The sequence below is a fragment of the Curtobacterium sp. GC_Cur_3 genome (assembly GCF_026544205.1).
Classification (GTDB): Bacteria; Actinomycetota; Actinomycetes; order Actinomycetales; family Microbacteriaceae; genus Curtobacterium.
The window spans coordinates 37,421-60,396 of sequence record NZ_JALNUI010000019.1; the positions used below are offsets into that span (position 1 = coordinate 37,421).

The following is a 22,976-nucleotide window of genomic DNA, read 5'->3' on the forward strand; positions in this document are numbered from 1 at the left end:
CGGGGCTACCGCCGCAGCTCGAACGTGGTCGTCCCGATGGTGATCGGCGTGCGCTCGGCCACGGGGACCGGGGAGGTCACCTTCTGCCCGTTGACGAACGTGCCGTTCGTGGACTCCAGGTCGATGACGACCCAGCCGGACGACTGCAGTTCCAGCCGTGCGTGGTTGGTGGACGTGTAGTCGTCACGGATGACGACGTTGCTCTCGCTGGAGCGGCCGACCGTGATCGGGCCGCGACCGAGCGGCATCTCCATGCCTTCTCGAGCGCCCTCGGTGATGACCAGTCGGGTCGCGACGTCCGTGGCGGACGGCCCGCTGCCTCCCGCTCGGTTCTGGTCGATCAGTTCCGTGAACGACCCGGCCCCGCCACCCGCCGCGGCACCGCTGGCCGGGATCGTCGGTGTCGTCGGGCCGGACGGCGCGCCCTTCGGGTCCGTGGGGATGGTCCGGACGCGCTGGCCGAAGAGGTCGCTGCGCAGGGCGAACACGATGACGAAGACGAACAGCCAGAGCACCGCGAGGAACGCGAAGCGCAGGACGAGCAGGGTCAGTCCTGTGGTCATCGCGCACCTCCGTTCTCAGGGATCACCCGGAACACCATACGGGTACGACCGATCTCGATGGTGGAGTCCGGCTCCACGATCGCCTGCTGGAACCGTTCGCCGTTCAGCTTCGAGCCGTTCGTGGACCCGAGGTCGTTGGCCTGCGCGTGCTTGCCGTCCCACACGATCTCCACGTGTTTCCGGCTGGTCCCGGTGTCCGCCACGGTGATGTCGGCGTCGGTGCCGCGGCCGATCACGGTGCGCCCGCGCTGGAGCTTGTGCCGCTGCGAGCCGATGTCGAGCACGGCCACCCAGGCGACGTCGCGCTGCACGGTGGTGGCGTCGATCTGCAGGATCCCGGTGGACAGCGTGCCGTCCTGCTGCAGCCGGATGGTGACGGGGCCGGAGAACGAGTAGTTCTGCGCCACCGCGTGCTGCTGCACCATCTGCGTGAGTTCGTCGACCAGGGGACGGCCGACGTCGTTCATGCGCGTGAAGTCCGGCGGCGCGAGGCGCACGCTGAACTCGTTCGGCACCAGGATGCGGTCGCGCGACACGACGGCGGCCTTGGTGTCGAGCTCGCGTCGGAGCGCGCTGGAGATCTCGACCGGCTGCACGCCGGAGCGGAAGGTCTTCGCGAACGCACCGTTGACGGCGCGTTCCAGTCCCCGCTCGAAGCTGTCCAGCAGTCCCATGGGCTCCCACGTTCTCGGTCGATGACCTCTGCATGGTAGTCGGCGTCAGCTGAGGCATTCTGTGCGTGGTAGTGTTCCATGGCTGGCGCGAGTGGCGGAATTGGTAGACGCGCACGGTTCAGGTCCGTGTGCTGGAAACGGCGTGGGGGTTCAAGTCCCCCCTCGCGCACCAGGCAAGACGAAGGCCCCGATCGAGAGATCGGGGCCTTCGTGCATTCCCGGGGCGTCTTCCACAGGAGCGACATCCACGGGGCGTCGTCCACAGCCGCGACGTTCCCGGGCGCCGCGCCGACCGCCGCGGCCTACGGTGGCCGAATGAGCCCTCAGCGCGTGGTCGTCATCGGCGGCACCGGACACATCGGCACCTTCCTCATCCCGCGGCTGGTCCGCGCCGGTCACGACGTCGTGAACGTCAGTCGTGGGACGCGCTCGGCCTACGTCGACGCCCCGGAGTGGGAACAGGTCGAGCAGGTCGTCGCCGACCGCGAGCAGGAGGACCGCGACGGCACCTTCGGCGAGCGGGTCGTCGGACTGCGCCCGGACGTGGTCGTCGACCTGGTCTGCTTCACACTCGAGTCCGCCGTCGCGCTGGTCGAGCGGCTGCGCGGCACGGGGGTGCACCTGGTGCACTGCGGGTCGATCTGGCGTGCGGGGCCGAGCTCGGTGGTGCCGATCACCGAGGAGAACGGCACCGCCCCCGTCGGCGAGTACGGCGTCGAGAAGGACCGCATCGCACGGATGCTCAAGCAGGAAACCGCCGATGGTGGTGTCGTCACGACCTCCCTCCACCCCGGGCACATCAGCGGACCGGGCTGGATGCCGATCGGTCCGGTCGGCAACCTCGACCCCGGCGTGCTGCGCACGCTGTCCGCCGGGGAGTCGCTCGCGATCCCCGGGATCGGCGCGGAGACGATGGCGCACGTGCATGCCGACGACGTCGCCCAGGCCTTCCAGCTCGCGGTCGAGCACCGGGACGCCGCCGCCGGCGAGGACTTCACCGTGGTCGCCCCGGACGCGCTGAACGTCCGTGGGTACGCATCGCTCGCGGCGTCCTGGTTCGGCCAGGAGGCCCGGCTCGAGTCCGTCCCGTTCGACCGGTTCCGCGAGACCACGGACCAGGACGCGGCGCAGGCGAGCTGGGACCACCTGTCCCGCAGTCAGGTCTTCAGCATCGACAAGGCGCGTCGCCTGCTCGGCTACGAGCCGCAGCACACGGCGGGGGAGACGGTCGAGGAGGCGGTCCGCTGGCTCGTCGAGCACGGCGAGCTCGACGTCGCGGCACCGCTCACGACCGTCTGACGCGTCGGCACCTCCGGTGCTCGGCGCCGGCCCCGCCGCGATGGCGAGCCGGGGGCGTGCTGCGGGACGTGGCGTCGTGTGGCCGGGCCGCGCCTCCAGACCGGATCCCGTCTCGATCCTGGAGACCAGTCGTGAACCGGCTGCGTGCGCGCGACGAGGACCCTCAGCGTCGCGAGCGCTCCCCTCGGTGTGCTCGCGGAGGACGTCCGTACGCTCTCGATCCCATGCAGCGCACGAACCGTCCCCGTCCCCTCACCGCGGTCGTCGCGGTGCTGGTCGTCCTCACCGTCGTCAACCTCGGCGTCTCGGCGACCTGGTGGACCCGAGCGGCCGACGGTGCGACGACGCACGGTGCGACTGCGTCCGGGACGTCCGCATCCGGACCGTCCGTCGTCGTGTCGGCGTCGCCGTCATCGGTCGGGCCGGACCGCGGCACGGCGGCGCCCCCGCCGACCTCGGACGTCGGCATCCCCGCTCCGGAGACGCCAGGGTCCACCGCGGCGCCGGTCACCGAGGACCTCGCGAGGACGTGGACCGCTCCGGCCACGACGCCGACGCGCGGACGGCTGCTCCGCGTGCAGATCCCGAGCACCGTGTCGCACTTCAGCGCGCGTCCGGCCCTGGTCTGGCTGCCGCCAGCCGCGCTCACCCCGGACCCGCCGCACCTGCCGGTCGCCGTCCTGTTGTCGGGACAGTCCCGCGGTGCCGGCCCCGACGACGTCGAGGACAGCGGCCACATCGCGGCGACGGCCGACGCGCTCGCCAGGACCGACCGCGGACTGGCGCCGATCATCGTCGTCCCCGACCAGCTCGGCCCCCGGTCGGCCAACCCGATGTGCGTCGACGGACCGCTCGGCAACAGCCGGACCTACCTGGAGCAGGACGTCCCCCGGTGGATCACGTCCCACCTCCTGGTGCAGTCGGGAGCGTCCGCGTGGACGATCGGCGGGTTCTCCCAGGGCGGCACGTGTGCGATCCAGCTCGGGGCCGGCGACCCCGAGCGGTTCGGCAACCTCATCGACGTCTCCGGCCAGGACGCGCCGAGTCTCGGGTCCGTCACGGCGACGATCGACCAGGGCTTCTCCGGCAACGCCGCCGCGTACCACGCAGCCGTCCCCGCGACGGAGCTCTCGGCCCACGCGCCCTACTCGTCGTCCGACGCCTTCTTCGCGGTCGGTCAGGACGACCGCGTGTACGGACCCGTGATGCCGGTCATGGCGGCGCGGGCACGAGCCGCGGGCATGCACGTCACGACCTGGGTCGTCCCCGGGGGTGGGCACAACTGGACGACTGCGGGTGCTGGCCTGGCGGAGGGGCTCGCGTCGCTGATGCAGCGCACCGGTCTCGCGCCGAGCTGACCGGCGCCGTGTCCTTCGGCGTCCGCCGAACCGGCGCACGGGGCCTGACGAGTCACCTCACCCGTTGCGGGATCAACCCGTGTCGGGTGCGATGGGAAGCGGGAACGCGCGTGGGGAGTCGGGAGGTTCGACACCCTCCGCGCGGTTCGACCCCCTGTTCGCGGAAGGACCGGGTCAGGCGACCGGGCTGAGCAGGTCGTCGACCGAGACCTCGACGTCGAGGATCCGGTTCGCCGCCCGGAGTCCGGACAGCAGGGCGCCGTGCACCGTCGCGGGGTCGTCCGACCACGTGGCCTCGCCGGCGAGCTGGACCCGTCCGGACGGCGTGGCGAGCCGGTCGTGGTCGTCGACGGTCGCGCCGACGTGCAGGTACGAGTACGACCCGCGCGTGTAGGGGTCGGCACCCCACCGGGTGATCTGGACGGCGTCGGGCGTCGGGACGTCGGGGCCGTACATGTGGCGGATCGCGGCGAGGCCCTCGGCGACGACCTCGTCGTCGGGCAGGCGCTCGAGCCGCCGGGCGCTGTCACCGCCGACGAGGGCCGCGAGCACGGGCACGCCCGTCACGCGGGACATGTCGTACCAGGAGTGCCAGTCGGAGCCGGCAGCACCCTGCTGGCGGATCACCCACGAGTCCCAGAACTTGACGGGGAAGCGCAGGAAGACCTTGTCGTACACGCCCATGCCGAGCCGCTCGATGGCGTCGGCGGCCGGAGCCTCGAGGGGCGGGTCGAACCGGACGTCGCCGGCCTGCAGGACGCCGAGGGGCACGGTCACGACGACGTGCTGGGCGCAGAACACCGAGCCGTCCGCGGTGGTCACCCGGACGTGGTCGTCGCGTTGCTCGACGAGGGTCACGACGGCCTCGGTGCGGATGTCGAGGCCCTCGGACAACGCGGTGACGTACTGCTGGTAGCCGCTGGGGAACACGACCTGGTCCCCGGGCAGGTGGTCGGGGTCGAGCCCGTGGGCGTCGATCTCCGCGGGAGGTGCGCCGGTGAAGTCCTCGGACCGGTGCGCGAGGTACTCCTCCACGCGGAGGGCCCGGCTGTCGCCCCAACCCAGGTCGGCGACGACCCGGGCGACCACGTCGGCGTAGGTGGTGCCGGGAGCCGCGGCCTCGACCGCCGCGGGCAGCAGGTCCTCGACGGTGTGCAGGTCGGCCAGGAAGGCGCCGGCGGGGACCTCGGTCAGCCGTGCGCCGACGGGGTCGTGCCAGGCGATCGGGCGCCCCTCGAACTGGAAGCTCCCGACGGAGAACTCGACGGTCTCGATGTCGAGCGACTTCGCCATCGACCAGAGCGGGTTGCCGTCCACGCCGAGGATCCACGACGCTCCGAGGTCGACCGGCACACCGAGCGTGTCGTCGGTCCAGGTGCGCCCGCCGACCCGGTCGTGGGCTTCGAGCACGACGACGTCGACGCCGTTCAGCGCCAGGGCACGGGCGGTGGCGATGCCGGCGATCCCGGCTCCCACGACGATGACGTCCACGTCGACCAGTCTGCACCCGTCGGTCGTCAGACGGCGGTGAGCAGTGCCTCGTCCCGGTCGGCCCGGACGTCGTCGCGGAGCATGCGGTCAGCGGTGCGGAGCGACAGCGCCATGATCGTCAGCGCCGGGTTCGCGATGAGGGAGCTCGGGAAGACCGAGTTGTCGACGATCCACAGGTTCGGCACGTCCCACGACCGCCCGGCCGCGTCCACGACGGAGCTCGCCGCGTCGGTGCCCATCCGCGCCGTGCCGACGGTGTGCGCCGTGCGGTCGAGGACGCGGACGTCGTGGCCTCCCGCGGCCTCGACGATCGCGGTCATCGTGCGGACGGCGTGCCGGGTGATCGCGGCCTCGTTCTCACCGGGCGAGAAGCTGACGCGGGCCTTCGGCACCCCGTTGGCGTCGAGCTCGTCGGAGAGCACGAGCCGGTTGTCGTCGTACGGCAGGCACTCGGCGTTGATGCCGACGCCGGCCATGTACGGGTAGTCCTGGATCGCCCGGACGAGGGCGGAGCCGCGGAGCCCGCCGCCGCGCACGAGCGACGTCGTCAGCGTCTGTGGCTGGGCGCCGAGGCTCTGGATGAGGTAGCCCCCGGCGAAGTCGGCACCCTCGGGACGGATGAAGTCCTCGGTGATGATCGACGACGGGTAGCCGCGGTAGGACCGCATCGACTCGTCGAACTTCGCCCACACCTGGGTGGCCCCGTGCGCGGTGAAGTTGCGGCCGACCTGACCGCTGCTGTTCGCGAGCCCGGTGTGGAGCAGCAGGCGCGGGGTCTCGATCCCGCCGGCCGCGAGGACGAGCGCCCGGGTGCGCTGCCGGTGGTCGCGGCCGTCCTGGCGGTAGACGACGGCCTCGACCTCGCCGCGGGCGTCCAGCTCGATGCCGTGCACGAACGCCCCAGGACGGATCTCGGCACCGAAGGCCACCGCGGCGGGCAGGTACGTCGTGTCCATCGACACCTTCGAGCCGTTGCGGCAGCCCTGGTGGCACGACCCGCAGGCGACGCACGCCTGGCGGAGTCCGTGGTGCTCCTGCATCCGGTCCTCGGTCGTGAGCCCGACGGGGGCGTCGGTCGCGGTGATCCCGACCTCGGCAGCCCCGCGGATCATCATGTCCGAGGACGCGTTCCGCGCCGGCGGGCCCATCAGGTACCGGCGCTCGGGGTCCCACGGGTAGTGCGCGGGACCGGCGACGCCCACGTCGTGTTCGGCCTGCTCGATGTACCGGACAAGGTCGGCGTGCTCGATCGGCCAGTCCTCGCCCTCACCCGAGTCGGTGCGCAGGTGGATGTCGTGCTCGTTGGGCCGCGGGGTGAACGCACCCCAGTGCAGCGTCGACCCGCCGACGCCGGTGCCGCTGTTGTTCGGACCGAAGGCGGTGGGTGCACCGCCGCCGCTGATGCGCTCGTCCATCCAGTTGATGTCCGCGGGCGCCTCGACCTCGTCCGGGGTGTGGTCGCCGGGCTCGGTGTTCGGGCCGGCCTCGAGCGCGACGACACGGAGGCCCCGGCGCGCCAGGGTCGCGAGCAGCGGAGCGCCGCCGGCCCCGGTGCCGACGACGACCACGTCGACGATGTCGTCCTCGTCGTACCGGCGCTGGTTGGTCAGGTTCATCGTGTGGCTCCCGCCGGTTCCCATGCTTCGCGCTGCCCGGCTCCGAGGAGCAGGAAGCCCTGTTTGCGGACGCCGTCGCCACCGTTGGCGAAGCCGTCGTAGTCGATGTCGGCCATCGTGGCCGGGTGCGTGACCCAGTGCTTCGCCAGGTCGACGGCGGCGTCCTCGGCCCAGGCGCGGAGCTGCTCGGCGTCGAAGGGACCGGCGGCCGGCGTGTGCGTGCCGGCGGTGACGGCGTCGAGCACCGTGGCGAGGTGCTCGTCCGACCGTGCGGCCTCGGGCGCGAGGGCGTCGAGTCCGGCGCGGTAGGCCTCGACGTCCACCGGCAGGCCGTCCGGACGCCAGCCGTCACCGAGCCCGGCAGCGAGCTGGGCGTCGACACGGAGCGCGAGGTCGATCGACCGCTCGCCGGGCTGCGGCACGACGACACGGGCGAGGGCCCGCAGCGTCTCGAGCTGCGCGGCCGACAGGGCCTTGGGCGCAGCGCCGGGGTCGTCGGCCAGCGACCGGATCGCCAGGATGCCGCGCGTCCGGGCGCTCACGCGGGGCGAGGCGAGGACGCGGACGCTGGTCGCCGGCACGACGGGGCCCGGCGCGACGCGGCGTTCCCAGAACGCGCGGATGCGCTGGGCGACCTCGTCGGGACGTTCCCACGGCAGCAGGTGCGCTGCACCGGGGACGACGTCGAGCTCGCCGGCGGTCCAGTGCGGCAGGTTCAGCGCCCGCTGGGCGTCGGTGCCGAGGTCGCCGTCGCCGACACCGGCCAGGATGAGTGCGGGCACGGGGTTCGGCGGGAACTGGGTGGACCAGTCCTCGCGGCTGCCGCGCACCAGCCAGTCGGTCCAGGCACGGGGATCGGCGCGCTGGACGTCGTGCACGGCCATGGCGTGCGGCTCCGGGGGCAGCCGGGAGTCGGTGTTCGCCTCGACGAAGGTGTCGGCCTCGTCCGGTCCGATCACGCCGTCGGCGGCCCAGCCCAGCATCGTGGCGCGGCGCTCGTCGTCCATCGGCTCGGGGGAGAGCGGGGACGCGGCGAGCAGGACCACGGCACGCAGCCCGAACAGGCCGTTCGCGCCGTTGATCGTCCGCGACGCCACGACCGAGGCGACCTTGCCGCCCATGGAGTGCCCGATGAGCACCCACTCGGTGGCGCCGCTGCGACCGACCGCCCGCTCGACGAGCTCGGCCATCTCCTCGACCGTCGTGCCGGTGACGGCGGAACTCCGGCCGAAGCCGGGCAGGTCGATGCCGATCAGGTCCAGGGTGCCGGCGAGACGGGCGCGGAGCGTCGCGAACTCCTCGGAACTCGACCCGAGGGCGTGGAGGCAGAACGCGGTGGCCGTCATGTCTGTAGTACTACGGGTCTCCCCGCCGCCGTTCACAGCACGCTGTACCCCGCTGACACCGGTTTGTTACGACCGCGCGAAGTTCTCCCACGACGCAGGCCCACCCACGGGTCCCGGCGATAGGTTCCACACATGAGTGCAGAGCTGACGCTCGGCGCCGAGGAAGAGCTGCACCTCATCGACCTCGAGTCCGGCCGACTTTCCGCGAAGGCCCCGCGCCTTCTGCCCAAGCTGCCATCGGACCGCTTCGGCGCCGAACTGCAGCGCACGACCATCGAGACGAACACCCCCGTGGTGACGACGCTCGACGACCTGCGGCGGGTGATCGTCGACCTGCGGAGCGAGCTCTCCGCGGCCATCGCCCCGGCGGGCGTCACCATCGCCGCCGTCGGGACCGCTCCCAGGTCCGAGTACGCCGACTTCGAGCTGACCTCGGGTGGCCGCTACGGCCGCATGCAGGAGCAGTACCGGATGCTCGTCGACGAACAGCTCATCTGCGGCCTGCAGGTGCACGTCGGGGTGAGCGACCGCGACCTGGCGGTGGAGATCGCCCAGCGCGTGGCCCCGGTGCTGCCCGTGCTGCTGGCGCTCAGTGCGTCGAGTCCGTTCTGGAACGGGCAGGACACCGGGTACGCGTCCTTCCGGAGCATCATCTGGCAGCGCTGGCCGTCCGCCGGCAGCTTCGGGCGGGTCGAGAACGCCGCCGAGTACGACCGGGTGCTCGACGACCTCATCGCCTCGGGTGTGATCGCCGACAAGAAGATGGCCTACTTCGACGTGCGGCCGTCCTCGCACGCCCCGACGCTCGAGCTCCGGGTCTGCGACGCCACCCCCGTGGTCGACGACGCGGTCCTCATCGCCGGGCTCTTCCGCGCCGCCGTCCGTCGCGCCGAGAAGGTGATCGAGTCGGGCGCCGAGTGGCACCCCCGGAGCGAACCGCTGCACCGCGCGGCGATGTGGCAGGCGGCCCGCAGCGGCCTGAGCGGTGAACTCCTCGGCCTCGGCCAGCACCCGGAGCGGCTGCCCGCCGAGGTCGCCGTCCGGCAGCTCGTCTCCCGACTGCGTCCGGAGCTCGAGGAGCTCGGCGACTGGGGCACGGTGAGCGGCCTGCTCGAGGACACCCTGGCGCGCGGCAACTCCACCGACCGCCAGCGCACCGCGTACGCCGAGCGCGGGGAGCTCGACGACGTCGTGACCCAGGTCGTCGAGGACACCGCCGGCACGCCGTCCGGCCGCGACGAGCACCCGATCATCGCGATCCCGTCGTACCGGGTCCGCGCCGGTGACGAAGCCGTCGGTCCTGGTGCCCGTCCGCGCCCGGCCTTCCGCGACCTCGCCGCGTTCTTCCGTGGCTGGGACGCCGACACGACCATCGAGCACTGCACCGCCCGCGACGTCTGGACCCGCGAGCACGAGATCGGGTTCGTCGTCGACGGCGGGGTGCAGCAGTTCGGCTGCGACCTCGTCCCGCGCACGGTCAGCGCGTACGAGTGGGCGCAGCTGGAGCAGGGCCTCGGGCAGCGTGCACGGGCCATCGAGCTGTTCCTCCGCGATGCCTACGGCCCGCGCCGCATCGTGGCCGACGGCGCGATGGACGAGCGCGACGTCGTCGGCAAGAACGGCTGGGACCCGGACGCCGAGCGGCTCCCGCAGCACGCCGTCCGCGCACCGGTGATGGGCTTCGACCTGGTCCGCAACGAGTTCGGCGGCTGGCGGGTGCTCGAGGACAACGTCCGCTCGCCCTCCGGTGTCGCCTACGGCCTGGCGCTCCGCGAGCTGATGGACGACGTGGTGCCCGACGCGCCGCGTCCCGACCGGCTGCGTGACCCCTCCGGCGTCCCGGCGCTCCTCCGGGAGACCCTGCGGCGGAACGCCGCCGCCGTGACCGGCAACCAGGACCCGGTCCTGGCGCTGGTGACCGACGGCCCCACCGCCGGCGCGTGGTACGAGCACCGCCGGCTGTCCGACGGGGCCGGGATGCGCCTCCTGACCGGGTCCGACCTCACCGTCCGGGACGGCCGCGTCGTCGAGGCGGCGACCGGCGACGTGCTGGACGCGCTGTACCTGCGGGTCGACCGCGACGTGCGCGCCCTGGCGAGCGAGCACGCGCCGGACCTCGGCGCCCAGGTCCTCGACGTCGCTGCCGCCGGGCACGTCTACCTGGCGAACGCCCCCGGCAACGCCCTCGTCGACGACAAGGCCATGTACGTCAACGTGCCGGACCTGATCTGGTACTACCTCGAGGAGAAGCCGCTGCTCGAGTCGGTGCCGACCTACCGCACCAGCATCGAGGGCGAGCGGCTGTCCGTGCTCGACCGCGTCGGGGAGCTCGTGACGAAGCCCGTCGACGGCGAGGGCGGACGCGGGGTCCTCATCGGTCCGAGCGCGAGCGCACCAGAGGTCGCCGAGCGCCGCCGGGAGATCGCGGCGGACCCGGCCGGCTGGGTCGGACAAGAGGTGGTGCAGCTCTCCTCGCACCCGACCATCGGTCCGGCCGGACTCGACCCGCGGCACGTCGACCTGCGCGCGTTCGTCTACGTCACGGGCACCGGTCCGGACGACACCCACCTCGCCGACGTCGCACTCACCCGCGTCGCACCCGAGGGCAGCATGGTCGTGAACTCGTCGCGGGGCGGCGGCGCGAAGGACACCTGGATCATCGGGACGACAGGGGAACGCTGATGTGCGGACTCGCGGGCGAGATCCGGTTCGACGGCACCTCCCCGGACGTCGGGGCTGTCGCACGGATGACCGGCTGTCTGGCGCACCGCGGTCCCGACGGCGACGGACTGTGGGCGCGTGGTCCGGTCGCGCTCGGGCACCGTCGGCTGTCGATCGTGGACCTGTCGACGGCCGGGGCGCAGCCGATGGTCGTGCCGCGCCTCGGCCTGACGATCGCCTACAACGGGATGGTCTACAACTACCGGCAGCTCCGCGACGAGCTGCACGGCAAGGGCCACACCTTCTTCTCGACGTCCGACACCGAGGTCATCGTCACCGCGTACGCCGAGTGGGGCACCGCGTTCGTCGAGCACCTGATCGGGATGTTCGCGATCGCGATCTGGGAGCACGGCAGCGGTCGACTCGTCCTGGCGCGCGACCGGCTCGGGATCAAGCCGCTCTACGTCGCCGCGGTGCCCGGCGGCCTGCGGTTCGCCAGCTCGTTGCCCGCGATCCTCGCCGGTGACCGGAACGACGACGGCACCACCGGCGCGCACGCCGTCGACACCTCCGTCGACCCGGTCGCCCTGGCGTCCTACATGACCTTCCACTCGATCGTGCCGGCACCACGCACGATCCTGTCCGGCGTCGGCAAGCTCCCACCTGCGACGGTCCGAGTCGTCGAACCGGACGGCACCGCGACGGACACGACCTACTGGGAACCCAGGTTCGAGCGTGACCCGGCGAAGGCGGACTGGTCCGATGCGGACTGGCAGCAGGCCTTCATCGACTCGCTCCGCACGGCCGTCGAGCGCCGCATGGTCGCCGACGTGCCCGTCGGGGTGCTGCTGTCCGGCGGCATCGACTCGTCCCTCGTGGTCGCGCTGCTCGCCGAGGCCGGCCAGCGGGACCTCGCCACGTTCAGCATCGGCTTCGAGTCGGCAGGCGGGGAGTCCGGCGACGAGTTCGAGTACTCCGACGAGGTCGCGCGCCACTTCGGTACCGACCACCACCGCATCCGGATCCCGTCGTCGCGGCTGCTGGACGGGATCGACGGGTCCATCCAGGCGATGAGCGAACCGATGGTCAGCCACGACTGCGTGGCCTTCTGGCTGCTGTCGCAGGAGGTCTCGCAGCACGTCAAGGTCGTGCAGTCCGGCCAGGGCGCCGACGAGGTCCTCGGCGGGTACAGCTGGTACCCGCCGCTCGCCGACGTCCCGCGCGACCAGGCCGCCGAGGCGTACCGGTCCGTCTTCATGGACCGCCGGTGGGCGTCCCTGCAGGGCTTGCTCGGGGAGCGTTGGCGGAGCGACGACGACACCCCGTCGGCCTTCGTCGACCGGGAGTTCGCCCGCCCCGGCGCCGAGACGAGCGTCGACGCAGCGCTCAGGAGCGACACCACGATCATGCTCGTGGACGACCCGGTCAAGCGCGTGGACAACATGACCATGGCGTGGGGCCTCGAAGCCCGCGTGCCGTTCCTGGACCACGAGTTCGTCGAGCTCGCCGGCGCGGTCCCGCCGGCCCTGAAGCTCGCCGACGGCGGCAAGGGCGTCATGAAACGAGCGGCGCGTGGCATCGTCCCCGACGCCGTCATCGACCGCACCAAGGGGTACTTCCCGGTGCCGGCGATCCGGCAGCTCGAGGGCCCGTACCTGGAGCGCGTCCGGCAGGCGCTGCACGCCCCGGAGGCGCGGGAACGCGGGCTCTTCGACCCGGGTACGGTCGAGCGGATGCTCCAGGACCCGAACACGACGAGGACCGAGATCGGCGCGAACGCGCTCTGGCAGCTCGGCCTGATCGAGATGTGGCTGCAGCACCAGGGGGTGCGGTGAGCGCCGTCCGGCCAGGAGGCGCGACCCACGTCGCGTCCGCACCGCGCGCCGAGTCCGTGGCCGGTCCCGACACCGTGGCCGGTCCCGACACCGGGGCCGGTACCGCCGCCGACCTCGGCGAGCGGCTGACCGCTGCCTGGGGCTCGTGGGGCCCGACCATGACGCGGAGCGCCCGCCGCGTGGCGTTCGTCAGCGACCGACACGGCACGCCGGAGGTCTTCGTGCAGGACGTCGTCGTCGACGGACCCCTGCCCGAGCCGACGCGCATCACGCTGAGCGACGACCCCGTCATCCGCGTCTCGTGGTCGTCCGACGGGGAGTGGCTCGCCGTGGCCATCGCGACCGACGGCGGCGTGAAGCAGCAGGTCTGGGTGGTCCGACCCGACGGCACCGACCCCGCGCAGATCGCCGGGTCCCGGTACCAGCACGCCGAGCTCGGCCCGTGGAGCCGCAGCGGCCACCGGGTCGTCATCACGCTGCCCTCGACCGAGGCCGACCAGCCTGCCCGCGCGTACCTCGTCGACCCCGTGTCCGGCGACCGCGACGACCTGGCCCTCGGGGAGCTCATCCACGTGCTCGACCTCTCCGTCGAGGAGCGCCTCGTGGTGCTGCGCGACGGGCAGCGCGGCCACGAGTTCGTCGTCGTCGTGGACCGCCTCACCGACGAGGACCACCCGCTCCTCACCGATCCACCGTCCGGCTCGGCCGAGATCGCGTTCATGCGACCGTCGCCCGCCAGCGAGACCAGCCCGCTCGTCGCCTACGTCGCCACCGAGGCCGGCGCACCCCGACGCCAACTCGTCGCCCAGCCCGTCGGCCCGCACGGGTGGCGCGGACGCCCCCGGAGCATCGTCGCCCGACCGGACGCCGAACTCGAGTTCCTCGACGCCGACGACGCCGGCCGCACCGTGCTGCTCGGCTGGAACGTCGACGGGCGCAGCGAGCTCGAGCTCATCAACACGCACGACGCCTCGCGCACCCCTGTGCCCGACCTGCCCGGGGAGGTCGTCACCGACCCCGTGCTGAGCCGCGACGGCCGGAGCGTCCTGCTCGCGGTCGAGGGGCCGACCCACCCGCGGGAGCTCTGGCGCCTGGACACCAACGCGTTGACGTGGAGCCGCGTCACGGGCGTGCCGGACCTGCCCGCCGTCGCGCTCGTCGAGCCGACCCTGGAACGCGTGCGGGCGCGGGACGGACTCGAGCTGACCGGGTGGCTGTACCGGGCGGTGGAGCCGGCCGTGTCGTCGACGCTGGCTGTGGACGGGACCGGCACCGAGCCTCCCGTCCGTGGTGTCCGTCGCGCAGCGATGATCCACCTGCACGGCGGACCGGAGTCGCAGGAGCGGCCGACGTTCTCCGCGCAGCACCAGGCGCTCGCCGCGGCGGGCATCACGGTGTTCGCCCCGAACATCCGCGGCTCGTCCGGGTACGGGCACGAGTTCGTGCACGCCGACGACCTCGGGTTGCGGTGGAACGCGCTCGCGGACGTCGTCGACTGCGCGCGGTGGCTCGTGACGAACGACCTGGCCGACCGGTCCCGGGTGGCGGTCGAGGGCCGGTCCTACGGCGGCTACGCCACGCTCGCGTCGCTGGCCTTCACGCCCGACGTGTTCGCGGCCGGGGTCGCGGTGTGCGGGATGAGCGACTTCGCGACGTTCTACCGGGACACCGAGCCGTGGATCGCGGCAGCGGCGGCGACGAAGTACGGCCACCCGGTGGACGACGCCGCACTGCTCGACGCCCTGTCGCCGATGCGGGCGATCGACGAGGTCACGGCGCCGCTGCTGGTCGTGCACGGCGAACTCGACACGAACGTGCCGATCGGTGAGGCGCACCAGGTCGTCGCCGCGCTGCGGGAGCGGTCGCACGACGTCGGCTACCTGGAGCTCGAGGGCGAGGGGCACGAGTACCGCCGCCGGTCGTCCCAGGCGCTGCTCGTGCGGCGGATGGTCGAGTTCCTGGCGGCGCGCTTGGCGTGAGCGGGGCGGAGCCGTGCCGGACTCGGTCGCTCCGGTGCGAGGTTGGCCACCCCGTGCGAGCTTGATCGTCCGCACGGGGTGCGCAACCTCGCACCGGGCGGGGGACCGAGCACGGTGCGAAGTCCGTGCATCCTGGATTCTCTAGGATCGAGGGCGTGACCACGACGATGCCCGGCTTCGGTGCGCACCGCATCACGCAGCGCGGGCTCCGTGACCGCGTCTACGACCGGGTGCTCGACGTCCTGATGGGGCACGACGTCGAACCCGGCATGCGCCTGTCGATCGACGGGCTCGCCCGGACGCTCGGGGTCTCGCCGACCCCCGTGCGCGAGGCCCTCGTGCAGCTCGAGCGCACCGGGCTCGTCGTGCGGGAGGCCAACAAGGGCTACCGGGTCGCCCCGCCGCTGCAGGGGGACCAGCTCGAGGCGCTGTTCGACGCCCGGCTCATCATCGAGAGCGGCGCCGTCGAGCTCGCGGCCCGCGGGGACGTCGCCACGCTGCGTGACCGGCTCGGGTCGGCGCTCGCCGAGCAGTCGGCCGTCGTCGAGGAGATCGCCGTGGTCGGGGTGGCAGCGGCGTCCGAGGAGCTGATGGCGCGGTTCTTCCGCAGCGACTGGCAGTTCCACCAGGTGCTGTTCGACGCGACGCGGAACCCGTTCCTGCAGGAGATGTCCGAGGTCATCACGACCCGGGTGCACCGGATGCGCCAGATCGTGGAGGGCGGGGACGACGACACCGACCGTGCCGTGCAGGAGCACCGGGCGATCGTCGAGGCCCTGGCGGTCGACCCCGCGTCGGCCGTCGAGGCGATGCGCGTGCACATCGACGCCGTGCGGCTGCGGTCGCGGGCGGACGCGTCGCACGGAGTCTGAGCCAGGCGGACGCCCGTGCCGAGGTTCGGGTCAGCGGCACGGGCGTCCTGATCCTCCGAGCCCGGTCTTCTTCGGAGCCCCCGGACGGGGGGTTTGGTCGATTGTTGAACAAGACGGTTGCGTGATCCTGCTGACGGGGTATCTTTCCTATAGGAAAGAGGTTCGACGACGAGCCTCGACATGCGAAGGAGCATCCCGTGAACCACGCACAGGACTGGGTCCAGCAGGACTGGGACACGACGACCTGGACCGCCGAGACATGGCCGATCGCCGCCTGTCTCCACGGGTTCCCGGCCGTCGGCACCGATGGCATCGCCGTGCACGACGCGGCTCCCGAGGTGTGGGACGACATCCTCGGGCAGGTGGCGGCCGCGGGCTTCTCGCTGGCCGAGGTCGCGGACAGCCACATCCGCCCCGCTGACCTCGAGGCCTCTCGCCGCGACGAGTTCCTGGCGATCGCGCGGTCGCACGGCGTCGGCATCCCGTCGGTGCACCTGCAGCGTCGCAGCGTCATCCAGCCCGGGCACGAGGAGGACAACCTCGCCTACGCGCACCGCACGATCGACGCCGCTGCCGAGTGGGGCATGCAGGTCTTCTCGACGGGGCTGCACCAGCCGTTCAACGACGCCCAGAAGCGGGCGCTCTGGTTCTGGACCGCGCAGGGCCCGAAGGACCCCGACGACCCCGAGGTGTGGCAGGCCGCGGTCTCCCGGCTCCGCGAACTCGGGGAGCACGCGGCATCGGTCGGGCTGCCGATGGCGCTCGAGATGTACGAGGACACGTACCTCGGCACCGCGGACAGCGCCGTGCGCCTGATCGAGGACATCGGACTCGACACCGTCGGCCTGAACGCGGACGTGGCGAACCTGATCCGCCTGCACCGTCCGGTGGAGGACTGGAAGGAGCTGTTCGCCAAGACGCTCCCGTACACGAACTACCTGCACGTGAAGAACTACACGCGGGACGAGGCCGGCGACGGGAGCTGGGCGACGAGCGTGCCGAGCACGATGGAGACCGGGCTCATCAACTACCGTCAGGTCCTCCGCGACGCCGTGGCGAACGGCTTCCGCGGCATCCTCATGACCGAGCAGTACGGCGGCGACAGCCTCGGCGTCTGCGCCACGAACCAGCGCTACATCCGGTCCGTCCTCGCCACCGCGAAGTTCGGCGACTCCACCGGCACCACCGGTGCCCGCCCGACCACCCGCACCACCGTCACCACCACCGAAGGAGCAGTTCGATGAGCACCCTCGACATCGCCGTCGTCGGATCCGGCTACATGGGCGGCGGGATCGCCCAGGTCCTCGCGCTCGCCGGCCACACCGTCCGCATCGCCGACGTCTCCGGCGAGATCGCCCGGGCGAACCTCGACCGGCTGCTCGTCGAGACGCAGCAGTTCGTCGACGACGGGCTCTTCCCCGCCGACGCCGTCGAGCGTGTGCGCGAACACCTCAGCGCCGCCGAGAGCATCGAGGACGCGGTCGCCACGGCCGACTTCATCGAGGAGGCCGTGCCCGAGAAGCTCGCGATCAAACACGAGACCCTCCGACGGATCACGGCTGCTGCCCGGCCCGACGCGGTGACCGGCTCGAACACGTCGACGATCCTCATCGAGTCCCTCGCCGAGGCCGTCACCGGTCCCGAGCGGTTCCTCGGGGTCCACTTCTCCAACCCCGCGCCCTTCATCCCGGGCGTCGAGCTCATCCCGCACCCGACCACCGGGGACCACGCGGTCCAGGTCGCCGAGGCGGTGGTCGCCGCGACGGGCAAGCAGTCGGCGCGGGTGAAGGACTCCACCGGCTTCGTGCTGAACCGGCTGCAGTACGCCCTGTTCGAGGAGGCGACGAAGATCGCCGACGAGGGCATCGCGACCCCGGACGACATCGACACGATCGTCCGGACGACGTTCGGGTTCCGCCTGCCGTTCTTCGGTCCGTTCGCGATCGCCGACATGGCCGGGCTCGACGTCTACGCCTTCTGCTTCGAGTCGCTGCAGACCCGCTGGCCGGAGCGCTTCGCCACGCCGTCGTCGCTCCAGCAGCACGTCGACGCCGGGGAGCTCGGCACGAAGTCCGGTGCCGGGTACCTGCAGGTGCCGGCCGACCGCACGCCGGAGCTCGTCGCCTACCGCAACCGTGCCTACGTCGCCATGCAGAAGCTCCTCGACGAGCTCGGCCCGGCACCGATCCACTGAGGGCGGCGACCATGACCACCCAGCAGCACCAGCGCCGCACGGTCGTCCTCACCGGGGCGGCGTCCCCGCGGGGCATCGGCCGCGCCACCGCACATCACCTGGCCGAGGCCGGTTGGGACGTCGGCGTCATCGACCTCGACCACGACGCGTCCGAGGCCGTCGCCGCCGAGGTCCGTGACGCCCACGGGGTCCGTGCCGTCGGGGTCGGGGCCGACGTCAGTGACGAGACCGCCGTGCGCGCCGCCTTCGACACGATCGAGGCCGAGCTCTCGCCGCTCGTCGCCCTCGTGAACCTGGCGGGCGTCTCGTCCGCGCACGCCTACCTCGACCTGCCGCCCGGGGAGTGGCACCGCGTGCTGTCGATCAACCTCGACGGCGTGCACTTCGCGAGCCTGCGGGCAGCGGAGTCGATGGTGCGGAACGGGTACGGCCGGATCGTCAACCTGTCGTCGGTCTCCGCGCAGCGCGGGGGCGGCACGTTCAGCAAGACGCCGTACACCGTCGCGAAGGCCGGGGTGATCGGGCTGACCCGTGGTCTCGCCCGCGAGCTCGGCCCGCACGGGGTGACCGTGAACGCGATCGCCCCCGGACCGATCGACACCGACATCATGGGCGGGACCCTGACCGAGGAGCGCAAGACGGCCATGGCGGCCGACGGTGTGCTGCCCCGGATCGGCACCCCGCGCGACATCGCGGCCGCGGTCGCGTACCTCATCGGCGAGGACGCCGGGTTCGTCACGGGCCAGACGCTCAACGTCGACGGCGGCCTCTACATGCACTAGGGCCCAGCGGCCCCCACCCACACCGTGCTCGCAAAGGAGCGAACCCGTGTCACTTCCCCCTGCCCCCGCGCTCGGGTCGACGAACGACCCCGGCCTGAAGTCCGCCATCGGCAAGGCGACGAAGCACCTCATGCCGATGCTGGTGATCCTGTACTTCGTCGCCTTCCTCGACCGCACGAACGTCGGGTTCGCCGAGGAGGCCCTGCGCGTCGACCGCGGCATCTCGGACGCCGCCTTCGCCCTCGGCGCCGGCATCTTCTTCATCGGCTACGCGATCTTCGAGATCCCGTCGAACCTGCTGCTCAAGCGGTTCGGTGCCCGCTTCTGGCTCGCCCGCATCGCGATCACGTGGGGCATCGTCGCCGCGCTGTTCGCCTTCACGACGAACGACACGATGTTCATCGTGCTGCGCTTCATCCTCGGCGTGACCGAGGCGGGCCTGTTCCCCGGCGTGATCATGTACCTGTCCGAGTGGTTCCCGAACAAGGTCCGCGTGCGGATGTTCGCGATCTTCTACCTGGCGCAGCCGTTCTCACAGATGATCGGCGCCCCGCTCTCCGGCGGCCTGATCAGCGTCGGCGACCAGGTCACCCCGTTCCACGGCTGGCAGGTGATGTTCGCCGGTGAGGGCGTCCTCGCGGTGCTCGCCGGCATCGCGGCCGTGGTCTTCCTGACGAACAGTCCGCAGCAGGCGAAGTGGCTGGAGCCGGGGGAGAAGGCGTCCCTGACCGCGGCCATGGAGCGCGAGGACACCGCCCGCACCGAGGACGGCCCGACGGGCATCTGGAAGGCGATGGCGAGCGGCCGCGTCTGGTACTTCACGATCATCTACTTCTGCCTGCAGGTCGCCGTCTACGGCACCACGTTCTACCTGCCGCAGCAGGTGTCCTCGCTCCTCGGGCAGGACGTCGGCTGGCAGGTCGGGCTCGTCACCGCGATCCCGTGGCTGGTGGGCCTGGTCGCCTGCTACCTGATCGGCTCGCGGGCGGACACGGTGGGTCGTCGTCGCCGCTGGGGCACGCTGTTCTACGTCACGACCGGCCTGTCGATCCTCGGGTCGGCGTGGGCGGGAGCGAACGAGCAGCCCGTCCTCGGCATCGTCTTCATCACCCTGGCCGTCGCGAGCTTCCTCTCCGTCGGGCCGATCACGTGGGCGTACCCGACGGCGTTCCTCACCGGGGCCGCCGCGGCCGCGGGCATCGGCCTGATCAACTCGCTCGGCAACCTCGGCGGGTTCGTCGCCCCGATCATGCGCACCGCGATCAACGAGGTGGTCCCGACCGACAGCGGCGCGTTCGGCATCGTCTCGCTCGGCGTGCTGGCCTTCGTCGCCGCGGTGATGATCGCCTGCACGAGGTTCTTCCGGGGCTCCCGAGCGGACGACCTGCTCGACACGTCCCACGTCCGCACGACCGACACAGGAGCACGACGATGACCCGGCTGTTCAACGACCCGGCGGACTTCGCCGACGAGATGGTGGACGGCTTCGTCGCCGCGAACCAGTCCCGCGTCCGGAAGGTGCACGGCGGGGTCGCCCGCTCCACGGCGAGCCCGGACGGCACGGTCGCCCTGGTGATCGGTGGCGGCTCCGGCCACTACCCGGCGTTCGGCGGGCTCGTCGGGCACGGCCTCGCTGCGGGGGCGGCGATGGGGAACCTGTTCGCCAGCCCGTCCGCGCAGCAGGTCACCGCGGTCGCGAAGGCCTCCGAGCACGGCGGCGGGGTGCTGCTGTCCTACGGCAACTACGCCGGCGACGTGCTGAACTTCGACGCCGCCGAACGGGCCCTCCGTGACGCGGGCATCGAGGTCCGCACGGTCCGCGTCACCGACGACGTCGCCTCCGCCAGCGCGGACGAAGCGTCCAAGCGTCGTGGCATCGCGGGGGACCTCTGCGTCTTCAAGGTCGCCGGCGCCGCCGCCGAACAGGGCCTGACCCTGGAGGAGGTCACCGCGATCGCCGAACGGGCCAATGACCGCACCCGGTCCTTCGGGGTCGCGTTCTCCGGCTGCTCCCTCCCCGGCGCTGACGAGCCGCTGTTCACGGTCCCCGAGGGGCGCATGGCCATCGGGATGGGCATCCACGGGGAGCGGGGGATCGACGAAGCCGACGTCCCGAGCGCCGCGGACCTGACGCGTCTCCTGGTGGAGCGCCTGCTCGACGAGGTCCCGTCCGGCGTGGCGCTGCCGGGGGCGCACGTCGTGCCGATCCTGAACGGGCTGGGGAGCGTGAAGTACGAGGAGCTCTTCGTCGTCTACGCCACCGTCCAGCGGCTGCTCGAGGACGCGGGCGCGGTGATCGTGGAGCCCGAGGTCGGGGAGCTCGTCACGAGCTTCGACATGGCCGGCGTCTCGCTCACGCTCTTCTGGCCGGACGCGGAACTCGAACAGCTCTGGGCAGCACCGACTGACACCCCCGCCTACCGCAAGGGCGGCGCCGTCCCGCAGGAGCGGCTCCCCGAGGACGTCCTCACCGCAGACGTCGCCCCGCCGATCGGACCCGCATCCGACGCCTCCCGCACCTCCGGGCAGCGCCTGGTCGAGGTCGTCGCCGCCGTGCGCCGGGTCGTCGACGACCACGCCGACGAGCTCGGCAGGCTGGACGCGGTCGCCGGTGACGGGGACCACGGCATCGGGATGCAGCGTGGTTCCACGGCTGCCGACGCTGCGGCGCGCGACGCAGCGGCCCGAGGTGCCGGTGCGGGCACGGTCCTCGCCATCGCGGGAGACGCCTGGTCCGACAAGGCCGGTGGCACGTCCGGCGCGATCTGGGGTGCCGCCCTGGAGGCTCTGGGCCGGGTCCTCGGCGACACCGACCGGCCCGACGCGGCCACCGTCCAGACCGCGGTGCACGCCGCCACCGACGCCGTCCTCGCCTTCGGCGCGGTCGTCGGCGACAAGACCATGGTCGACGCCCTCGTCCCCTTCGACGCGGTGTTGTCCCAGCGGCTCGATGCCGGCGTCCCGCTCCGTGAGGCGTGGCGGGCTGCCGCGGACGCCGCACGGGAGGCCGCCGACGGCACCGCCGCGCTGCTGCCGCGCATGGGACGGGCCCGGACGCACGCCGAGCACGCCGTCGGCACGCCGGACCCCGGCGCGGTGTCGTTCGCGCTCATCGTCGACGCGGTCGCCGCGTGCTGACGATCGGCGTCTCGCTGAAGATGTACCTCGGCCATGCGCACACGGTCGCGTGGGCCGAGGCGGTCGCCGACGTCGCCCGGACGCACCCCGCCCTGACCGAGGGCGTCGTGGAGGTCTTCGTCGCGCCGACCTTCCCGGCACTCGTGCCGGTGCGGCAGGCGCTCGCGGGCTCGGGCGTGCTGCTCGCGGCGCAGGACCTCGCGACCGCCGACGAGGGCGCCTTCACCGGCGAGGTCTCCGGGCGCGAGCTCGCAGAGATCGGCGTCGACCTCGTCGAGATCGGCCACGCGGAGCGGCGCTCGCTGTTCCACGAGGACGACGCGACGGTCGCGGCGAAGGTGCGCGCCGCGTTCCGCAACCAGCTGCGGCCGCTGGTCTGCGTCGGGGAGCCGAGCCGAGCCTCCGTCCCGGACACCATCGCCACGGTGACTACCCAGCTCGACCGCGCCCTCGGGCCCGCCGTGGCGGACGGTTTCGCGAGTCCGGTCGTCGTCGCGTACGAGCCGGTCTGGGCCATCGGGGCTGCGCAGCCGGCGCCGGACGACCACGTCGTCGCGGTGCTCGCCGGCGTCGACGCCGCGCTGGCCACCCGTCCGGCGCTCGCGGGGAGCGTCGCGATCTACGGCGGCAGTGCTGGTCCGGGGCTGCTCACCCGCGGGCGGGGGCGGATCGGCGGGCTGTTCCTCGGCCGGTCCGCCCACGACCCGGAGGCGGTGCGGAGCGTCCTCGACGAGGCGCTGGCCCTGCACCGCTGAGGTCGTCCACGGACCTAGCTGGCGGCCGAGTCCTCGGCGTCGTCCGTGCGGCTGGTCTCGGCGTCGGCCCTGTCGTCCGCGTCGCTCGACCCGACGCCCTTGAGGTCCGAGCGGGTGTTGGCGTGGATCGGCTCGCTGTGCCCGAAGGTGCGCGCGGCCGCGCGGAGGCGCTCGACGAAGTCGCCGTCCTCGTCCTCGAGCTGGTCGTCGTCGGCGTCCTCGACCACGACCTCGCTGGTCGGGCCGATCAGGATCTTCGTCGTGGTGCGCGTGCCGTCCGGTGCGATCGCCGGCACCGCGACGGTGTCGGCTCGGTCGCCGCCGGCGAGGGCGGCCGCGTACTCGATCACGGCGTCGGCGATGTCGTCGCCGGTCAGGATCGTGGTGTTGTCGTAGTGGATGTGTTTCATCGT

At 72.4% G+C, this 22,976-nt stretch carries 18 protein-coding genes and 1 tRNA gene; 13 read left to right on the plus strand and 6 right to left on the minus strand.

The window, feature by feature from the left end; genetic code table 11:
* Positions 1–5 precede the first annotated feature (5 nt).
* Both OXR63_RS11490 and OXR63_RS11495 read right to left on the minus strand, forming a co-directional pair.
* A complete protein-coding gene (locus OXR63_RS11490; protein WP_267423307.1) occupies positions 6–563 on the minus strand; it encodes an FHA domain-containing protein FhaB/FipA in 558 nt (185 codons plus the stop codon).
* The gene (locus OXR63_RS11495) at positions 560–1,237 is read right to left on the minus strand and encodes an FhaA domain-containing protein (protein ID WP_267423310.1); all 678 of its coding nucleotides are present in this window, start codon (positions 1,235–1,237) and stop codon (positions 560–562) included. Before OXR63_RS11495 ends, OXR63_RS11490 begins: the two co-directional genes overlap by 4 nt.
* Positions 1,238–1,322: 85 nt before the next feature.
* Here OXR63_RS11495 and OXR63_RS11500 point away from each other — a divergent pair.
* From OXR63_RS11500 to OXR63_RS11510, 3 genes are all read left to right on the plus strand, one after another.
* A tRNA-Leu gene (locus tag OXR63_RS11500) sits at positions 1,323–1,409 on the plus strand.
* A gap of 143 nt (positions 1,410–1,552) precedes the next feature.
* Positions 1,553–2,536: an NAD-dependent epimerase/dehydratase family protein gene (locus OXR63_RS11505; protein ID WP_267423313.1), complete on the plus strand. Its 984-nt coding sequence runs from the start codon at positions 1,553–1,555 to the stop codon at positions 2,534–2,536.
* 224 nt (positions 2,537–2,760) lie between these two features.
* Positions 2,761–3,894 (plus strand): alpha/beta hydrolase, encoded by a 1,134-nt coding sequence (locus tag OXR63_RS11510; protein WP_267423315.1) that lies wholly within the window; start codon positions 2,761–2,763, stop codon positions 3,892–3,894.
* Between the two features lie 174 nt (positions 3,895–4,068).
* On the opposite strand, the gene OXR63_RS11515 is transcribed toward OXR63_RS11510, so the two are convergent.
* The 3 genes from OXR63_RS11515 to OXR63_RS11525 are packed head-to-tail and all read right to left on the minus strand — an operon-like array spanning position 4,069 to position 8,347.
* Positions 4,069–5,385 (minus strand): flavin monoamine oxidase family protein, encoded by a 1,317-nt coding sequence (locus tag OXR63_RS11515; protein WP_267423317.1) that lies wholly within the window; start codon positions 5,383–5,385, stop codon positions 4,069–4,071.
* Between the two features lie 26 nt (positions 5,386–5,411).
* On the minus strand, positions 5,412–7,001 hold the full coding sequence (locus OXR63_RS11520; RefSeq protein ID WP_267423319.1) for a GMC family oxidoreductase: 1,590 nt from the start codon (positions 6,999–7,001) through the stop codon (positions 5,412–5,414).
* Positions 6,998–8,347: an alpha/beta fold hydrolase gene (locus OXR63_RS11525; RefSeq protein ID WP_267423321.1), complete on the minus strand. Its 1,350-nt coding sequence runs from the start codon at positions 8,345–8,347 to the stop codon at positions 6,998–7,000. Before OXR63_RS11525 ends, OXR63_RS11520 begins: the two co-directional genes overlap by 4 nt.
* Before the next feature lie 132 nt (positions 8,348–8,479).
* On the opposite strand from OXR63_RS11525, the gene OXR63_RS11530 reads away from it, so the two are divergent.
* The 10 genes from OXR63_RS11530 (at position 8,480) to OXR63_RS11575 (ending at position 22,563) form a co-directional block, all read left to right on the plus strand.
* On the plus strand, positions 8,480–11,029 hold the full coding sequence (locus OXR63_RS11530) for a carboxylate--amine ligase/circularly permuted type 2 ATP-grasp protein (protein ID WP_267423323.1): 2,550 nt from the start codon (positions 8,480–8,482) through the stop codon (positions 11,027–11,029).
* The gene (locus tag OXR63_RS11535) at positions 11,029–12,843 is read left to right on the plus strand and encodes an N-acetylglutaminylglutamine amidotransferase (RefSeq protein ID WP_267423325.1); all 1,815 of its coding nucleotides are present in this window, start codon (positions 11,029–11,031) and stop codon (positions 12,841–12,843) included. The genes OXR63_RS11530 and OXR63_RS11535 overlap by 1 nt, the downstream gene beginning before the upstream one ends.
* On the plus strand, positions 12,840–14,822 hold the full coding sequence (locus OXR63_RS18420) for a S9 family peptidase (protein WP_267423326.1): 1,983 nt from the start codon (positions 12,840–12,842) through the stop codon (positions 14,820–14,822). The genes OXR63_RS11535 and OXR63_RS18420 overlap by 4 nt, the downstream gene beginning before the upstream one ends.
* A gap of 155 nt (positions 14,823–14,977) precedes the next feature.
* A complete protein-coding gene (locus OXR63_RS11545; RefSeq protein WP_267423327.1) occupies positions 14,978–15,694 on the plus strand; it encodes a GntR family transcriptional regulator in 717 nt (238 codons plus the stop codon).
* Between the two features lie 197 nt (positions 15,695–15,891).
* Positions 15,892–16,938, plus strand: coding sequence for a sugar phosphate isomerase/epimerase family protein (locus OXR63_RS11550; RefSeq protein WP_267423328.1), 1,047 nt, complete (start codon positions 15,892–15,894; stop codon positions 16,936–16,938).
* Positions 16,935–17,888, plus strand: coding sequence for a 3-hydroxyacyl-CoA dehydrogenase family protein (locus tag OXR63_RS11555; protein ID WP_267423329.1), 954 nt, complete (start codon positions 16,935–16,937; stop codon positions 17,886–17,888). The genes OXR63_RS11550 and OXR63_RS11555 overlap by 4 nt, the downstream gene beginning before the upstream one ends.
* Before the next feature lie 11 nt (positions 17,889–17,899).
* Positions 17,900–18,670: an SDR family NAD(P)-dependent oxidoreductase gene (locus OXR63_RS11560; RefSeq protein ID WP_267423330.1), complete on the plus strand. Its 771-nt coding sequence runs from the start codon at positions 17,900–17,902 to the stop codon at positions 18,668–18,670.
* 46 nt (positions 18,671–18,716) lie between these two features.
* Positions 18,717–20,105, plus strand: coding sequence for an MFS transporter (locus tag OXR63_RS11565; RefSeq protein ID WP_267423331.1), 1,389 nt, complete (start codon positions 18,717–18,719; stop codon positions 20,103–20,105).
* Complete coding sequence (locus OXR63_RS11570; protein WP_267423332.1) at positions 20,102–21,808, plus strand: dihydroxyacetone kinase family protein; 1,707 nt, start codon at positions 20,102–20,104, stop codon at positions 21,806–21,808. Before OXR63_RS11565 ends, OXR63_RS11570 begins: the two co-directional genes overlap by 4 nt.
* Positions 21,802–22,563 carry a triose-phosphate isomerase family protein gene (locus OXR63_RS11575; protein WP_267423335.1) on the plus strand — a complete coding sequence of 254 codons (762 nt, stop codon included), beginning with the start codon at positions 21,802–21,804 and terminating at the stop codon, positions 22,561–22,563. Before OXR63_RS11570 ends, OXR63_RS11575 begins: the two co-directional genes overlap by 7 nt.
* 14 nt (positions 22,564–22,577) lie before the next feature.
* Here the strand turns inward: OXR63_RS11575 and OXR63_RS11580 are convergent, their stop codons facing one another.
* Positions 22,578–22,973, minus strand: coding sequence for a hypothetical protein (locus OXR63_RS11580; RefSeq protein WP_267423337.1), 396 nt, complete (start codon positions 22,971–22,973; stop codon positions 22,578–22,580).
* Positions 22,974–22,976 lie beyond the last annotated feature (3 nt).

Coding starts and splice junctions, on each gene's coding strand:
- OXR63_RS11520 (WP_267423319.1), bottom strand. CDS start 7,001: ATGAACCTGACCAACCAGCGCCGGTACGACGAGGACGACATCGTCGAC.
- OXR63_RS11570 (WP_267423332.1), top strand. CDS start 20,102: ATGACCCGGCTGTTCAACGACCCGGCGGACTTCGCCGACGAGATGGTG.
- OXR63_RS11555 (WP_267423329.1), top strand. CDS start 16,935: ATGAGCACCCTCGACATCGCCGTCGTCGGATCCGGCTACATGGGCGGC.
- OXR63_RS11525 (WP_267423321.1), bottom strand. CDS start 8,347: ATGACGGCCACCGCGTTCTGCCTCCACGCCCTCGGGTCGAGTTCCGAG.
- OXR63_RS11530 (WP_267423323.1), top strand. CDS start 8,480: ATGAGTGCAGAGCTGACGCTCGGCGCCGAGGAAGAGCTGCACCTCATC.
- OXR63_RS11495 (WP_267423310.1), bottom strand. CDS start 1,237: ATGGGACTGCTGGACAGCTTCGAGCGGGGACTGGAACGCGCCGTCAAC.
- OXR63_RS11490 (WP_267423307.1), bottom strand. CDS start 563: ATGACCACAGGACTGACCCTGCTCGTCCTGCGCTTCGCGTTCCTCGCG.
- OXR63_RS11580 (WP_267423337.1), bottom strand. CDS start 22,973: ATGAAACACATCCACTACGACAACACCACGATCCTGACCGGCGACGAC.
- OXR63_RS11510 (WP_267423315.1), top strand. CDS start 2,761: ATGCAGCGCACGAACCGTCCCCGTCCCCTCACCGCGGTCGTCGCGGTG.
- OXR63_RS11560 (WP_267423330.1), top strand. CDS start 17,900: ATGACCACCCAGCAGCACCAGCGCCGCACGGTCGTCCTCACCGGGGCG.
- OXR63_RS11535 (WP_267423325.1), top strand. CDS start 11,029: ATGTGCGGACTCGCGGGCGAGATCCGGTTCGACGGCACCTCCCCGGAC.
- OXR63_RS11505 (WP_267423313.1), top strand. CDS start 1,553: ATGAGCCCTCAGCGCGTGGTCGTCATCGGCGGCACCGGACACATCGGC.